The organism is Polyangium sp. 15x6, assembly GCF_029960785.1.
Taxonomy (GTDB): domain Bacteria; phylum Myxococcota_A; class Polyangia; order Polyangiales; family Polyangiaceae; genus Polyangium.
The window spans coordinates 161,637-178,139 of record NZ_JASBQE010000009.1 but is presented as its reverse complement, the minus strand read 5'-3'; the positions used below and the strand labels follow the sequence as shown (position 1 = coordinate 178,139).

The 16,503-nt window shown below is 69.2% G+C and carries 9 protein-coding genes; 6 read left to right on the top strand and 3 right to left on the bottom strand.

Annotated features, from left to right (window positions below):
• Nucleotide 1: 1 nt before the first annotated feature.
• Nucleotides 2–2,611: a neutral/alkaline non-lysosomal ceramidase N-terminal domain-containing protein gene (locus QHF83_RS09765; RefSeq protein WP_282417506.1), complete on the bottom strand. Its 2,610-nt coding sequence runs from the start codon at nt 2,609–2,611 to the stop codon at nt 2–4.
• Nucleotides 2,612–2,702: 91 nt separating this feature from the next.
• A complete protein-coding gene (locus tag QHF83_RS09760; protein ID WP_282417505.1) occupies nt 2,703–4,394 on the bottom strand; it encodes a hypothetical protein in 1,692 nt (563 codons plus the stop codon).
• A 152-nt stretch (nt 4,395–4,546) separates the two neighbouring features.
• Here QHF83_RS09760 and QHF83_RS09755 point away from each other — a divergent pair, with 152 nt between their 5' ends.
• Nucleotides 4,547–7,174: a S8 family serine peptidase gene (locus QHF83_RS09755; protein ID WP_282417504.1), complete on the top strand. Its 2,628-nt coding sequence runs from the start codon at nt 4,547–4,549 to the stop codon at nt 7,172–7,174.
• Between the two features lie 55 nt (nt 7,175–7,229).
• Here QHF83_RS09755 and QHF83_RS09750 read toward each other — a convergent pair whose 3' ends face one another.
• Nucleotides 7,230–8,438, bottom strand: a complete 1,209-nt coding sequence (locus QHF83_RS09750; protein WP_282417503.1) for an FAD-dependent oxidoreductase — start codon at nt 8,436–8,438, stop codon at nt 7,230–7,232.
• Nucleotides 8,439–8,473: 35 nt separating this feature from the next.
• Between QHF83_RS09750 and QHF83_RS09745 the strand changes: the two genes are divergently transcribed.
• From QHF83_RS09745 to QHF83_RS09725, 5 genes are all read left to right on the top strand, one after another.
• Complete coding sequence (locus tag QHF83_RS09745; protein WP_282417502.1) at nt 8,474–9,484, top strand: helix-turn-helix domain-containing protein; 1,011 nt, start codon at nt 8,474–8,476, stop codon at nt 9,482–9,484.
• Nucleotides 9,485–9,601: 117 nt separating this feature from the next.
• Nucleotides 9,602–10,801, top strand: coding sequence for an acetyl-CoA C-acetyltransferase (locus tag QHF83_RS09740; RefSeq protein WP_282417501.1), 1,200 nt, complete (start codon nt 9,602–9,604; stop codon nt 10,799–10,801).
• A 16-nt stretch (nt 10,802–10,817) separates the two neighbouring features.
• On the top strand, nt 10,818–12,209 hold the full coding sequence (locus QHF83_RS09735; RefSeq protein ID WP_282417500.1) for a flavin monoamine oxidase family protein: 1,392 nt from the start codon (nt 10,818–10,820) through the stop codon (nt 12,207–12,209).
• Between the two features lie 468 nt (nt 12,210–12,677).
• On the top strand, nt 12,678–13,400 hold the full coding sequence (locus QHF83_RS09730) for a hypothetical protein (RefSeq protein ID WP_282417499.1): 723 nt from the start codon (nt 12,678–12,680) through the stop codon (nt 13,398–13,400).
• A gap of 109 nt (nt 13,401–13,509) precedes the next feature.
• The gene (locus QHF83_RS09725) at nt 13,510–16,437 is read left to right on the top strand and encodes a carboxypeptidase-like regulatory domain-containing protein (protein ID WP_282417498.1); all 2,928 of its coding nucleotides are present in this window, start codon (nt 13,510–13,512) and stop codon (nt 16,435–16,437) included.
• The last annotated feature ends 66 nt before the right edge of the window (nt 16,438–16,503 follow it).

The following is a 16,503-nucleotide window of genomic DNA, read 5'->3' as shown; positions in this document are numbered from 1 at the left end:
ATCAAGGTACGGTCAGCGTCCCGCCATTGCCCGCCACATCGCGAATCTCGACCGATTGCGCATCCTGCGCCTCCTGCATCGTGAGCGGCACGCTGGCCTTGCCCTCGGCGTCGGGATTGACCTCGACCGTCTTCGTCGGGTTGTTCGCGAACGTCACCGTCACCGTCCACGGGCCGAGCAGCGGCACGCCCGAATCGCTCGGCCCCACCCGCAAAGCACGGAGCCCCGGCGCCGTCCCGAGGTTCGCCACGAGGTCGATCGACGAGTCGCCGCGCGTCGCGGTCGACGCAGCCGAGAGCTCTGCGGCGACGACGTCGAACGACGGGCTCGTGATCTCGTAGGTCGTTTCGCCGGACGCCGCGAGCGCCTTGCCCTTCACGCGGAAGCGGTATTTGCCGAGCGGGAGCGAGAACGGCAGCATCGGCTTCTGCGCGGAGAAGAGGTCCGGCGGGACGACCTGCCATGTCGCCGTGTAGACGTGGTGCTCGGGCGCCTCGGCGGTCACCGGATCGGGCGAGTACGTCGTGACGATCGTGCCCTCGTACGAGCTGGCGGGGCGGCCCTTCGCGTCGGTGAGCGGCTGGTACATGCCGAGCGCCGCCTCGCGCTCGATGAACACCACGGGCATGTCGACGGCCGGATCGCCGCCGTACCAGGCAAACCGCGCGGCGCCGATGGCTCGCGAGACCTGCGGCGAAGAGACCTCCGCGGCCACCGTGTCCGGCCAGAAGAGCGCGGGGGACACGGACGCCGCCGTGCCGTGATCGGTGGTCTCGAGCTTCGTGATCGGCGCTTCGTCGGGGTATTTCCAGGCGGTGAAGCGCGAGCTGCCGACTTCGGGGTCCTCGATTTCGGGCGTCCACGCGAGCTTCGCCGCTTCGAGCACGCCGGCGAGGATCTGCTCGCCTTCGAGCGGGCCCCAGACGTTGATGCTCGGCTCGTAGCCGCCGGCGAGCCAATCCTCGCCCGTGAGAATGTATCCGACGTGATCGTCGGCATACCCGATGAGCAGCGTCCGATCCGGGCCCGCGGGCGAGAGGCCACGAAGATAGGCGGCCCAGGGCGCGACGGGCTCGCCGGGCGCCGTGACGACGAGGTAATCGCCGGTCGGCGTGCCGGAAATACGCAGCGCCGCGGCCGTCGTGCGGACGGAGTCGCAGAGCGGCAGGGGCATGTCGGCGCTCACGTCGAAGAGGCCGAAGATGATGCCTCCGCCCTTGGCGATTTCGAGGCACGAGCCGTAGACCGGCATGCCGAGCGCGCCCGGGAGCCCGGCGAGCGCGCCGGTGCCGCTCTGCTCGCCGCACAGGCCCGCGCCGGCGTAGGTGTTGAACTCGTCGATGGGGCTCTTGACCTTGCCATTCTCGTCGAGCAGGACGCCGTCGGGCACGTACTCCACGACGTTCGGATCGTACGCCGCGTAGCGGAGCTCGGTGCCGTCGGGGCGCTTCACGACGCCGTCGCGGCCGATGTAGTAGCTCCGCGTGACGATCTCGAGCGCGGCCTTGTCGCCGGTCTGGACGCCGCCGATGATGGGCGCGATGAGCTCGGTGGCGCGGGCGCCGAGCGTCTCCAGGCGCGGAATGTCGAGGCAGCGCAGCGAGTCCGGACAGGAGGTGCGGCCATCGTGGCCCGCGGGCGAGACGTCGCCGGCCGCGCCCTGCACGTGCATGACGGGATACCCGAGCTCGGCGCTGAGCGCGCGCGCGATGGCGCCGGGGGCGTCCGTCGAGACGAGCGGGTTGTCGCCGCCGCCGATCGTGCCGTGGATGGGGAAATCGACGAGGGCCGCGAGCGGCGTGCCGTCGGCCTTGTCGACACGCAGGACCCAGAGCGTCGGGTCCTTGCGTTTGCCCGCGTCGTTGCCGTCGGGCCCGGGGAGCATGTTGTTTTCGCCGCGCCGGTCGCGGTTGACCTCGTCGTTCGGGTCGAAGTCTTTCTCGACCGTGACGCCGATCTTCGCGGGGGCGAGGCCTTCGATCGCTTGAACGACGGCGTCGGCCATGGCGGCGATGGCGCGCTCGGCGAGCGCGGATTTCGGGCGATCGACGCCGGGCATGAGGATGAAGCTCGGCTGGTAGCCGGCCCAGGCGGCGTGGCTATGCGAGGCGGTCATGATGATGCGGCCGCGCATGGAGCCGTCGGGGGCGACCTTCGATTCGAGCTCGAAGAGCGTGTTCTCGTTGAGGAGCGGCGCGTCGACGCGGACGATGACCACGCGCTCGCCGCCGGCTTCGAGGGCGAGGGCCTCGGCGCGCGGCGCGTCGTGGATGCCCACGGTGGGGACGAGGCTCTTGCCGAAGCGCCGGGGGCGGTCGTCGACGGGCTTGGCGCCGCCGAGGCCGATGGTGCGGGACGCGTAGCCGCCCACGGGCGTGCCGATGGGCATGGGCAGGACGGCGGCGCCGTAGCCGGCCTTGACGTCCGTGGGAGCATTCGCCGGTTTGGACGGGCGCTCCGGCGGGGTCTCGAACTGGCAATGGGCCAGCGGATCGACCACGGTCGGGGGGGTTTCCGTTATCGGTTTGTCTTCGCCCCCGCAGGCAGCAAAGGTCGCCCCGAGCAACCCGAGGGCGATCCATCCGAGCGTCTTCTTGCGTGTTTTCGTCACCGAAGGCCTCCTCGCGGGCGAGGATAGCCGAACCGGCTTGGAGCATCGAAAAGTTCGTGACGTGAGGTGTCCTCCTCGGAACGAGGAGGTCTCAGAACCGGGAGGCTTCGAGCCGGATGTCGGCGTGGGCGAAGGCTTTCTCGAATCGGCGAAGGACCTTCGCCGCCTCGGACGCCTTGCCCTGGAGCTCGAGCGCATGGGCGAGGCCGAAGAGCGAAAACCCGTTCTCCGGCAGGTTTTCGAGGTCCTCTCGATAGACACGCTCGGCCTCCGTGGCCCTCTGCGCGCGGAGCAGGACGGCGCCGAGGATCTGCCGCGTCGGGTGGTGCCAGTCCGGCGGCTCCATGTAACGGAGCTCGTCTTCGAGGACGACCGCGAATTGGAGCTCGCGGATGGCCGTGTCGAGATCGCCCCGATCCGCCGCGAGCTCGCCGCGCGTGACGGCGAGGGCGACGCCCAGCACGGCGCTCGGCGAGTTCACGCCGGACACCGTGGTCCCGAGGAGCGAGGGCTCCGCCGCGACCTTTTCCAGCGCGGCGAGCTCGCGATCCGCGGCCTTCACGTCGCCGAGCCGGGAGAACGCAATGGCCTGGGCGTAATGGTAGACGCCGCGCGTGTAGACGCGATCCTCGGGCGGCGCTTCCGCGTGCAGGATCTCGTGCCACCGGCCGAAACGAACCATCGCATAGAGGGGTGCGGCCTGGAAATGCTCGATCATCGTGGCCATGGCGCCGGCGCGGCCGTGCGCGGCGTGTCCGAGACGCCGCGGGATCGAATGCGCCACGCGCAGCGCCTCCTCGGACTTCCCCTGGAGCGTCAACGCGGCCCACAGGAAGTGCACATTGTGCGTCCGGTACATGAACAGGTACATGTTCGAGGGGTCGGCGAGGGGCGCGTACTTGTCGTCGGCGACGATGGCGCGCTTGTTGGCGATCGCGGCGTCCTCGTAGCGGCCCAGGCGAAGGTAGATGTGCGACGGCATGTGCACGAGGTGCCCGGCGCCGGGCACGAGGTCCGCGAGCCGCTCGGCCGCGTCGAGCGCGCGCGCGGGGTGCGGCGAGGACTCGAGGACGTGAATGTAGTAATGGTTCGCCCCGGGGTGGTTCGGAGCGAGCTTCATCGCCCGCTCCAGCGCGGACATCACCTCCTCGGTATTCGCCCGCGGCTTCCCGCGCTCCCAGTAATTCCAGGGGCTCAGGTCCATGAGCGCCTCGGCGTACAGCGCGAGAATGTCCGCGTCGTCCGGGAGGCGCTTGGCGACCTTCTTCATGGCCCCGGCATAGGCGACATCGAGCGGGCGGCGATCGGCCACGGGGGCGGGCGCGTATCGGGTCGCGAGGGCCTCGATGAGCTCGCACTCGCGGCGCGTGACGCTGGTCGGGGTCGCGAGGGCGCGGGCGCGCTGGATGTGCGCATACGCGCGCGGGACGGAGTCGTCACTCATGGGGGCGTTGATGTTCGGGCCGAGCACGAGCGCGGCGCCCCAGAAACACATCGCGCAGCCGGGATCGAGGCGCGCGGCTTCGAGGAACGAGCGCTCCGCCTCGGCGTGGTTGAAGGCATAAGCCAGCGTCATGCCCTGGTTGAAATAACGCTGGGCGGAGGGGACGCTGGTGGTGATGGGAAAGTGGAGCGATCCCATCCCTTCGAGCACCGGCGCCCCTGCGGGCGGGTTCGTGATCTTGCTGGCATCGTCGCTCACCGCGGCGCGCGTGGCGAGGAAGGACGATGCGCCGAGCAAACCGAAAACAACGAAGAGCATCTTCCGCGATGAAATTCGCATTTTCACCCTCCCCGGCCGCCCTTTCGGGGGCATGTTCCAAGGCAATGGGGCACGCCTCCCCGACGGCAAGCCCTCCCACCCTCTTGACGCCCGGTTGCAGCGGGGGCACTGGTCTGGAAAGGGCCCCAAAAGCGGCGGCCGAAGAGGTACACATGAGGCGCTTTCGCTGGATTCACCTACTTGCATTGCCCTCCTTGCTCGCGGCTTGCGGCGGAGAGCCCGACGGGGAGCAGGCGAACGAGAACGGGGACGCGTACGATCCCTCGTCGGTCGTGACGCGGGAGCAGAACGAGACCCCCGAGTTCTGGTTCGTGGAGCTCGAAGAGAAGCCGCTCCTGCGCGGCGGGTCGGAGTCGTTGCTCCTCCAGCAAAAGGTCGTGTTCAAGGCCGAGGCCGAGAAGCGGGGCATCTCGTACACCGAGCGGATCTCGTTCCACCGGCTGTGGAACGGGCTTTCGATCCGGGTCGCGCCCGAGCACGTCGCCGATCTCGCGCGGATTCCCGGCGTGAAGTCGGTCTGGCCGGTGGTCCCGATCCAGCAGGAGGATACGCCGGGGGACAGCGGCGGGCCGCAGATGGACATGGCGACGGCGATCGCGATGACGGGCGTCGACATCGCGCGGAACCAGCTCGGGCTCACGGGCGCGAATATCCGCGTCGGCATCATCGACAGCGGCGTCGATTACGATCACCCCGATCTCGGCGGCGGCTGCTTTGGTCCGGGGTGCCGGGTCCAGTACGGCTACGATTTCGTCGGTGACGGGTTCCAGTCGGGCGTCGCGGGGGCGTATGCCATTCCCGACGCGGATCCGGACGATTGCGGCGGTCACGGCACGCACGTCGCCGGCATCGTCGGCGCGAATGGCAAGGTCGTCGGCGTCGCGCCCGAGGTCACGCTCGGCGCGTATCGCGTGTTCGGCTGCGCAGGGTCGACCAGCACGGACATCATGATCCAGGCCATGGAGCGGGCGCAGCAGGACGGCATGCGCGTCGTCAACATGAGCATCGGCTCCGGATATCAATGGCCGCAGTATCCGACGGCCGTGGCGGCGTCGAACCTCTCGAACAGCGGCACGATCGTCTCCTGCTCGGGCGGCAACAACGGCGACCGCGGCGTCTGGGCCACGGGCGCGCCCGGCGTCGGGACGAACGTCCTCGCCTCGGCCTCGGCCGAGAACACGCACGTCGCGCAGCTTTCGTTCACGATCACGCCGGACGCCACGAGCTTCGGGTACAACCTGGGCACGGGCGTGCCGCCCGCGCCGCTCACGGGCACGCTGGAGGTGGTGGCCACGGCGACGGCGGCCACGATTGCCACGGACGCGTGCAACGTGAATCCGCCGGCGGCGGGGAGCCTCACGGGCAAGGTGGCGCTCATCAAGCGCGGCGGCTGCACGTTCTTCGAGAAATCCAAGAATGCGCAGGCCGCGGGCGCCGCGGCCGTCGTCGTGTACAACAACGCCGCCGGCGCGCTCGTCCCCGGCGTCACGATTCCCACGGGCTCACCCGCGGGCACGACGCCCGTGGGCGTCCCGGTCGTCGGAATCACGATGGCGGAGGGCGATACCATCGCGCAGCGCCTGAGCGCGGGCGCGGTGTCCTTGACGTGGACGGATGAAACGGTCATCTCGCCGAACAGCGTCGCCGGGCGCATTTCGACGTTCAGCTCGTGGGGCGCGGGGCCGGATCTCTCGTTCAAGCCGGACCTCACGTCGCCGGGCGGGGCGATCTATTCGACGTATCCGCTGGAGATCGGCGGGTACACCTCGCAGAGCGGCACCTCGATGGCCTCGCCGCACACGGCGGGCTCGATCGCGCTGCTCATCCAGGCGACGGGCGAGACCAATTTCGAGGCGATTCGCGCGCGCCTCCAGAACACGGCGGAGCCGCTCCTCTGGGGCATCGATCCGTCTACGGGCATCCTCGACAGCGCGCATCGGCAGGGCGCGGGCCTCATTCGTGTCGACAAGGCCGCGGTCACGACGGCCAGCGTGTGGCCGAGCCGGATCGCCCTCGGCGAGACGACGGGCCCCACGACGCAGACGATCACCCTGAAAAACGACGGCAACGAGCCCATCACGTACGAGGTTTCGCACCAGCCGGGCGCCTCGTCGGTGGGCACGTATGGCACGCCGCAGGCGCTCTCGAAGACGGACGTGCCGCCGAGCGCGGAGTTCAGCGCGCAAAGCGTGACGGTCCCGGCGAACGGCACGGCGACGGTGGACGTCACGATCACGCCGAACCCGAACCTCGCCGCTCAGGGCGTGTACGGCGGCTTCATCAAGTTCGCGCAGACAGGCGGCACGACGACGCTGCGCGTGCCGTACATCGGCTTCAAGGGTGATTATCAATCGATCGTGGCGCTCGTCCCGACGGGGCAAAGCTTCCCGTGGCTGTCGCGGCAGATCAACGCGACGACGTACAACAAGGAGAATGCGGGCGCGGTGTTCTCGATGTCGGGGACGTCCAACGTGCCCAACGTCACCGTGCACCTCGAACACCAGGTGACGACGATCAAGGTCGACATCGTCGAGGCCGCGGGCCTCCAGAAGCCGTGGGGCAACGCCTACACGTATACGTACGTCGGGCGGAACGCGGATCCGACGGGCACGTATTCGTTCGCCTGGAATGGGACCACGACGGTCGGCAAGAAGGTATACGTCGTGCCGAACGGCAATTACGTGATGAAGATGAGCGTGCTGAAGGCGCTCGGCGACGCGAACGACCCGGCGCACTGGGAGACCTGGACGTCGCCCTCGTTCAAGGTCGAGCGGCCCTGAGGTTCGCAGCGCGGGGGGATCGGCCCGAAAAGCCGATCACCCCCCCGCGCGGAATTCAGCCGAAGGTGATCAGGGGGTCGCCCGCGGCGAGCGCCGTAGCGCGGTTCGGAGCGGGGGGATAAATCCACATGGTATTGATCGCGCGCTTGCGCTCCTTGCCCGCGGCGGCCGTGAGCTTGATCTCGCGATCCCAGCCTTCCGTGTAGAGAGCTCCCCATTCGCCGAGGTCGAGGCAGGTGGCGTAGAAGCGCTGCCGGTATTCGAGCGTGGGAGCGCCGAGGAGGTCGGCCACGACATTGTGCCCGCCGAAGCGGCCCATCGCGACGGCGTGCTGGCACGACATCAGAGCGTAATGGCCCTGCTCGTCGGTGAGCGCGCGGGCGACGTCACCCGCCGCGAAGACGTGCGGTATGCCGACGACACGCAGGTCCGGGGTGACCTCGACGCGGCCGAGCGGGTCGAGCGAGGAAGAGACCTGGGCCGTGAGGCTGCTCGCGCGCATGCCGGCGGTCCAGACGACGGTGCGAGCCTCGATGCGCTCGCCGGAACTGGTCACCACGCCGCCGGCATCGATGGACGCGACGGCGATGCCGCTCCGGTATTCCACGCCGAGGGATTGGAGCGCCTCCACGATGATGGGACGCGGATTCTCACCGAGGCCGCCGCCGACCTCCCCTCCCCTTTCGACGATGATCACCGAGAACTTCGCATTCGCGCCGAACACCTGTCGCAGGCGCAGGGGCAGCTCCGTGGCGAGCTCGAGCCCCGTGAATCCGCCCCCTGCGACGACGACCGTATTTCGCGCGGACGTCTCGGGCAGGGCAGCGAGGCCCGCGAGGTGCTTGTCGAGCGCGACGGCATCGCCCAGCTGATCGACGGAGAACGCATGCTCCGAGAGGCCGGGAACGGGCGGTCGGAAGAGCTTGCTGCCGCTGGTGAGCAGGAGCCGATCATAAGGCAAGGTGCGCCTCGCGCCGTTCGTCGCAATCACGTCGACCTGCGCGTCGCCCGTCCGGATTTCCGCGACGGTCCCCTCGACGAATCGGACGCCGATCGCATCGAGGAGCGGCAAGAGGGGCGCGCTCATGTCCTCCGGAGAGGGCTCGTAGAGCCGCGGGCGAATGGTGAGGGCGGGCTGCGGAGAGACGAGCGTGACCTCGACGTCCGCGCTGGTTTTTCCTTGCTGGTCGAGCAGCCGCGCGGCCGCCAGGGCGCCCCAGACTCCGGCGAAGCCTCCTCCGACGATCAATACTTTCTTCGACATGCTACCTCTGGTATGGCGAGGAGGGCCCGCCGCCCATGCCATTGATCCCTGATTTTCGGCCAACGTGCGCGAACCAACCGCGGCTCGTGCTGTTCGTCGCGCTTCCCGGGATGGGGCTGCTCGACCTGACCGGGCCGCAGACGGTGTTCTGGGCCGCGTCGCGCTACATGGAGGCGCTCGGGCGGCCAGGCTACACGCGACGAACCGTGAGCCTGACAGGCGGGCTCGTGTGCGCGGCGGAGGGCGTGGCGCTCGATACGTCGCCGCTCGCGGAGTTCGCGGCCGAGGAGGTGGACACGATCATCGTGCCCGGCGCGCCGGAGATCGAGCAGGCGCTCGATTGCTCCGCGGAGCTCGCGCGCAGGCTCGCCGAGATGTCCCGCAGGGCGCGGCGGACGGCCTCCGTGTGCACAGGGACGTTTTTCCTGGCCCAGGCGGGGCTCCTCACGGGAAAACGAGCCGCGACGCACTGGTTGATGTGTGACCTCTTGAAGAAACGTTTTCCCTCGGTCGAGGTCGATCGAGACGCGATCTTCGTGCAGGAGGGGCCGGTCTGGACGTCGGCGGGCGTGACGGCGGGAATCGATCTCTCCCTGGCGCTCGTGGAAGCGGACTGCGGGCGGGACATCGCGATGAAGGTGGCGCGCGAGCTCGTGGTCTTCCTCAAGCGGCCGGGCGGGCAGTCGCAGTTCAGCGAGGTATTGCAATCGCAGGCGGAAGACCGCGGAGCCTTCGACGATCTGCACCACTGGATCTCGGAGCACCTCGTCCGCGAGGATCTGACGGTGGAGCTGCTCGCGGAAAAGGCGGGGATGAGCCCGCGGAATTTTTCGCGCGTCTACCGGCAGAAGACGGGACGAACGCCGGCGAAGGCGGTGGAGATGTTCCGGCTGGAGGCGGCGCGGCGGCTGCTCGAAGCGTCAACGCGCAACATGGACGAGATCGCGCGGCAGTGCGGATTCGGCAATGAGGAGCGGATGCGCATGACGTTCCAGCGGCACCTTTTGGTGTCGCCGACGGAGTACCGCAGTCGGTTTTCGAGGTGAGGGATCACGCTCCCTCGGCGCGCGATCCGCGCATTTCTTGCGCTCGAACTGGGGGCTTGCCCGGCACGAAAGTCCGGCGCATGCTCCCGGCCCCCACAGGACATGCACGGAGAAAACATGGCCAAGCTCAGCAAGGACATCGTGATCGTGGGCGCGAAGCGCACCGCGTTCGGGACGATGAATGGCGCGCTCAAGGGCGTCACGGCGAACGATCTGGCGGCGCACGCGGCCAAGGCTGCCCTCGCGCAGGCCGGCGCGGCGCCGACCGACGTCGGGCACGTCGTCGTTGGCAACGTCATGCAGACGAGCGCGGACGCCATCTACTGCGCGCGCCACGTCGGCCTCAAGGCGGGCGTGCCCATCGAGGTCCCGGCGCTCACGGTGAACCGGCTTTGCGGCTCGGGGTTCGAGGCTGTCGTGCAGGCGGCCCAGCTCCTCCTGCTCGGCGACGCCGACGTGGTGCTCGCGGGCGGCACCGAGAACATGTCGCAGGCGCCGCACGTGCTGCGCGGCGGGCGCGAGGGCTTCGCGTTCGGCAAGGCCCCGGCGCTCGAGGATTCGCTCTGGAGCGCGCTCACCGATAGCTACGTGAATTCGCCGATGGCCATCACGGCCGAGAACCTGGCGGCGAAGTACAACATCTCGCGCGCCGAGTGTGACGAATACGCCCTCCGCAGCCAGAAGCTCTGGGCCGCGGCGAACGAGGCGGGCGCGTTCAAGGACGAGATCGCGCCGATCGAGCTCCCGGGCAAGCGCGGGGCGCCGCCGGTCTCGTTCGCGGTGGACGAGCACGCGAGGCCGCAATCGACGCCTGAGGCGCTGGCGAAGCTCGCGCCCGTCTTCAAGAAGGACGGCACGGTCACGGCCGGCAATGCGAGCGGCATCTGCGACGGCGCCGCGATGCTCGTCGTGACCACGGCGGAGAAGGCGCGCGAAAAAGGCTGGACGCCGCTCGCGCGGCTCCTGCAATGGGCGTCGGCGGGCGTGGATCCCTCGATCATGGGCATCGGCCCGGCGGCCGCCATTCCGAAGGCCCTCGAGCGCGCGGGGGTCTCCTTCGACGCGGTCGACCTCTTCGACGTGAACGAGGCGTTCGCGCCGCAATGGCTCGCCGTGCAGAAGGAGCTCGGGATTCCGCTGGAGAAGGCGAACGTCAATGGCGGGGCGATCGCGCTCGGCCACCCGCTCGGCGCCTCGGGCGCGCGCATCACGGCGAACCTCGTGCACACGCTGCGCCGCACGGGCAAGCAGATCGCCGTGGGCAGCGCCTGTATCGGCGGCGGGCAGGGGATCGCGGTCGTCCTCGAGCGACTCTGATCGGAGCGGCGAGGCCATGGCCCCTTTCCAGAACGAACGCGAGGCCGACGTCGTCATCGTCGGCGCCGGCCTCGCGGGTCTCTCGGCGGCGGACGCGCTGACCCGCGCGGGAAAACGTGTCGTCGTGCTCGAAGCGCGCGATCGCGTCGGCGGGCGCACGCTGGGCCGGGAGATCGGGGGCCGTGTGCTCGACCTCGGGGGGCAATGGCTCGGCGCGGGGCAACGCCGCCTCGGGCGCCTCGCGGCCGAGCTCGGGGTCGCGACGTTTCCGACGTACCATTCCGGGCAAAAGGTCCTGCTGCGGGATGGGCGGGTCTCGACGTATGCGGGGACCATTCCCTCGTTGCCCGTGCCGGGGCTCGTCGCGCTGCACCTCGCGCTACGCAAGCTCGACGCGCTCGCGGCGCGCCTGCCCGAGGGGAGGCCGCTCGCGGCGGCCGAGGCTCCGGCGTGGGACGAGGATACGCTCGAAACCGTCGCCAGGCAGCTCCTCACGCGCGCCGACGTGCGCGAGCTCTTCGACGCGGCGGTGCGGGTGGTGTTCGGCGCGGAGCCGCGCGAGATTTCGATGCTGTACTTCCTCGCGTACCTGCGCGCGGGCGGCGGGCTCATGCGGCTCGTCGAAATCGAGGGCGGGGCGCAGGAGCGGCGCTTCGTGGGCAGCGCGCAGGAGCTCTCGATCCGGCTCGCGGCGCGGCTCGGGGACGCGGTCGTTCTCTCCGCGCCGGCGCGGCGCATCGAGCAGGATGCGCGTGGTGTCGTCGTGACCTCGGACGAGGTCGCGGTGCGCGCGCAGTACGTGATCGTCGCGGTCCCTCCGGCGCTCGCGGGCCGCATCGAATACAGGCCGCTCCTGCCCGTCGTGCGGGATCAGCTCACGCAGCGCATGCCGATGGGCTCCACGGTGAAATGCATCGCCGTCTACGATCGGCCTTTCTGGCGCGAGGCGGGGCTGTCGGGGGAGGCCGTGACGAGCACGGGGCCGATGTCGGTCGTGTTCGACAATGGCTCGCACGACGGCGCGGTGCATTCGCTCTTGGGGTTCGTCGTGGGGCAGAAGGCGCGTGTCTTCTCGGAGCGGCCTCCGGAGGAGCGGCGCGCGGTGGTGCTCGGGAGCCTCGGGCGCATGTTCGGCGAGCGGGCGCTCCGGCCGAGTGAATACGTCGAGTTCGACTGGTCGTCGGAGGCATGGACGCGCGGCTGTCCCGTCGGGGTCATGGGGCCGGGCGTGATGACCGGCGTCGGGCGCGCGCTGCGCGAGCCGGTGGGGCGGATCCACTGGGCCGGCACCGAGACGGCGACGGAATGGACGGGCTACATGGAGGGGGCGCTCGAATCGGGCGAGCGCGCGGCCGCCGAGGTGCGGGCGCGGTTCGAGGGCGAGCGCGCGGCGGCTCACCGTTCCTGAGCCGCTCCGTTTTGAAGCACGTCCCGCTCCGTTTTGGAGCGGTCCTCCGCTCCGTTTCGGAGCGGCCCGGGTGCTTCCCGCTCCTCGCGCGTGTCGTTCGTCCCTTCGCCAGCCGCTCTGCGCTCTTCGCCACGGCCTCCGCGCTCTTCGCCACGGCTTCGCCGCTCTTCGCCACGGCTTCGCCGCTCTTCGCCACGGCTTCGCCGCTCTTCGCCACGGCCTCCCCGCTCTTCGCCACGGCTTCGCCGCTCTTCGCCAGTCCCCCCGCGCTCTTCGCCAGCGCCTCCGCGCTCTTCGCCAGCGCCTCCGCGCTCTTCGCCACGGCCTCCGCGCTCTTCGCCACGGCCTCCCCGCTCTTCGCCACGGCCTCCGCGCTCTTCGCCGGTCTCCATTGGCATGGATCATGCACAAGCTCGGGGCGGATACGCGACGTCATACCCCCAACGACGCGTCGAGGGAGGAACCGTCATGAATACGAGCGTCAAGAGCACGCTTCCCCGCAAGGATTTCACGGCCATCACGCAGCTCGGCCTCAAAGCCTTGAGCCTCGCACTCACCCACGCCGATAGCCTCGTCCCGCGGCTCCCGGAAGGGATGATCGAGCTCCTCTCGAATGACATCGAGAAGCTCGGCAAGGTGGTCCCCGGCGCCAAGCAAGCCAGGAGCGAGGCCGTGGCCGCCACCAGCGCGCAAAACGTCACGCTCGAACGGGGGTACGCGCAGGCGCGGCAGATCCGCGCCGCCCTTCGCCGCGCCCACGCGCCCGCCGACGTGAAACGCGCGTATGGCGTCGGCCAGAAGGTGAAGAAAACGAACGTGCGCGACGTGAAGGTCGCGATCCGGCAGATCCTCGATCGCGCCAAGGAGCATCCCGCCGAGGCCGCGTCGCTCGGGATCCAGTCCAAAGACCTCGACGGGCTCGCGCAGGCGCTCGTCGAGATCACGAACGCGGATGCGATTCAAGAGCAAAAGCGCGCGAGCGCGCCGCTCGCGACGCAGGAGCGGAATCGAATGGGCCACCGGATCCTCCGCGCCGTCGGGCGGATCGAGGGCGCAGGGCGCATGGAATTCGCGAACGACGAGGCGACACGGGCGAGCTTCGAGGCGCTTTCGGCAGGTTCGAGGAAGAAGAAGCGGGCCGCGGAGAATGGAGGGGAGGCGGCGCCTTCGATGGGAGGACCGCCGTCATGAAACAGACGCCGAAGGCGCTCGGGCGCGCTTCTTGACAGCGTGAATCGCAGGCTGACTCGCTTGACATTCGCGAGATTCCCAGTTTTCATTCCGCGCTCGGAGGAATTTCGTGCACAAGTCAAAAGTGTTGCAACTTGGATGGGCGCTCGCCTGCGCCTCGCTGATCGGTGTCGCTGGGTGCGGCCCGGCCGGCGGTGAGGGCGGCCAAGGCGCCGGGGGCGGCCAAGGCGGAGACGGGGGCAGCGGCGGCGGAGTCAACCCGGCCGGGACCGGCGGGATGGGCCAAGGCGGCGGCGGCGCGTGCACGGATCAATGCACCGCCGGGCAAACGCAGTGCTCGAACACGGAGCTCCAGGCGTGCGCGCTGCAGGCCAATGGCTGCCATGACTGGGCGCCGCCGCAGGCCTGCCCGACCTTCCAGACGTGCTCCGGTGGGCAGTGCGTCTCGTCCTGCACCGATCAATGCACCGCGGGACAAACGCAGTGCTCCGGCGCGAACGTGCAGTCCTGCATGCTGCAAGCGAACGGGTGCTACGACTGGAACCCCGCGCAGAGCTGCCCCACGTTCCAGACCTGCTCCGAGGGGCAATGCGTTCTGAGCTGCACCGACGTGTGCACGAACGGAGCCACGCAGTGTTCGAACGGGCAGATCCAGACCTGCGGGCTGCAGGTCAATGGCTGCTACGACTGGAACACCCCGCAGAACTGTCCCACGTTCCAGACCTGCAACGGCGGCGCGTGCGTCTCGTCCTGCACCGATCAATGCACGGGCGGCGCCACGCAGTGCTCGGGCCCGCAGGTCCAGACGTGCGGGCTCCAGGCGAACGGCTGTTACGACTGGAACCCCGGCGCGAGCTGTCCCGCAGGCCAGGCTTGCGAAGCCGGCGCGTGCGCCTCGCAGTGCGATGACAATTGCACGCAGGGACAAACGAAGTGCTCGGGTACGCAGGTGCAGTCCTGCGTGATGCAGGCGACCGGCTGCTACGACTGGGGCGCGCCGATGGCCTGCCCGTCGCCGCAGATCTGCCAGGGCAACGCGTGCATGTCGTCGACGTGCACGCAAAACGAGCTGCGCTGCAACGGCAACCTGCTCGAGGTCTGCAACGGCAGCAACCAGTGGCAAACGCAGCAGGTCTGCGCGCAGGCGTGCGACCCGGCGATGAAGGCCTGCACGGGCGTGACCACCTGCGTGGCCGGCTCGCGGCGCTGCAACGGCATGCAGACGCAGGTCTGCAACTCCACCGGCACCGCGTGGCTCACGGTCGAGACGTGCGCCATCGCCTGCGACAGCGCGAACGGCCTCTGCGCCGGCGCGTGCGAGACGGGCGAGAAGCGCTGCAACGGGAACACGCCCGAGACCTGCAACGCCACGGGCACCGCCTGGACGCAGGGGCAAACCTGCGCGACGTATTGCTTCAACGGCGACTGCGCGCAGCCGAGCCTGGTCATCGACGCCAACGCCAACGCCACGCTCGACGGCGAGCAGGTGTTCGCCGGCGACGTGACCATCATCAACTCGAGCGTGCTCACGGTGCCCTCGGGCAAACTCGTCATCCGCGCGAAGAACTTCGTGCTCGACGCGAGCTCGCAGATCGTCGTGACGCCGACGGGCAACGATCCGCGCGGTCAGGGTGCAGCCAGTTATTCGAGCTCCTGCAACGCGCAGGGGTGGTGCACCGCCTACGGTACGGTGCCCGGCGCCGGCGGCGGCTACGGTGTCGTGGGCAGCGGCGGCAGCGCGACGTTCAGCTGCTACTACAGCGGCACGCGGTACTGCACCGTCACGGGCTTGGGCGGCCCCGCGTACGCGATCGCCGATCAGGAGCCGGCGATGGGCTCGAGCGGCGGCGCCTGCTCGGGCGGCACCCCGGGCCTCGGCGGCGGCATGCTCGTGATCTACGCGGAGAACATCACGATCGCGGGTCAAGTCACGGTGAACGGCCAGAGCGCGTCCGGCTGCGCCGGCGGCGGCTCCGGCGGCGGCGTGGTGCTGCGCGCGACGAACGACCTCAAGTTCACCGGCTCCATCTCGACCGCAGGCGGCAACGGCGGCCCCAGCGGCGGCGGCAACGGCGGCAACGGCGCGGTCAAGCTGCTCTACGGCAACTCGAAGACGCTGACCGGCTCGGTCGTGGCCGCGAAGTTCGATTCGTACATGGCGCCGTTCGACGTGTCGTCGTCGACGCATCCGAACTCGAAGCTCTGGTACAACGATGGGTATCCGTCGTTCGAGCTCGCGTGGAGCAAGCCGTTCACGGCCTCGGCTGGCTACTACTACAAGCTCAACACGAGCTACGGCTTCGTGCCGAACTCGGCGAACGCGAGCTACAAGCCGGAGGAGAGCGTGCTCTACACGCCGGCCGACCTGGCCGTCGGGACGAACTACTTCCACATCAGCACGCTCGGGCCGTTCGCCAACTTCGGCACCGTCGAGGAACGCTTCGTGGTGAACATCAACGCGGCCACGCCCGGGGTGTCCTCGTCGAGCCACACGAACCAGTCGACCTGGTACACGAACAACTCGCCGTACTTCACGTGGACGCTGCCGAAGGCGGACGAGAACACGAAGAACTTCTTCTGGGAGTTCGATCCCTACGCGACGACCATGCCGGATCACGACTCGAACACGATCCCCATGGATCTGACGAGCCCGCAGAACTCGAAGCAGATCCTCCTGCCCGGCAAGGCCAACGGCATCTGGTTCTTCCACCTGATCGCCGAAGACACGATGGGGAACCTGACGAAGAACGCCACGCACTACCGCGTCCAGATCGGCACCGATCCGGGCAAGGGCAGCGTGTCGGGCACGGTCACCGACGCGATGACGGGTCAGTTCGTGTCGGGCGCGACGGTCACGCTGAACCGCGGCATGCACGACGGGACGACCAACGCGAGCGGCGGTTTCGCCTTCGCGAACTCGGTCTTCGCGCAGCAATACGAGGTGCGCGTGACCAAGGCGGGATATCAGGACACCGTCAAGACGGTCACGGTCACCGCCGGACAAACCGCGACCGTGAACTTCGCGCTCCAGCCGTAACCCGCAACGACACACCCCTCCTGGCCGGGACGAGCCCGTCCCGGCCGCGTTCCCCCCCTCGTCCGC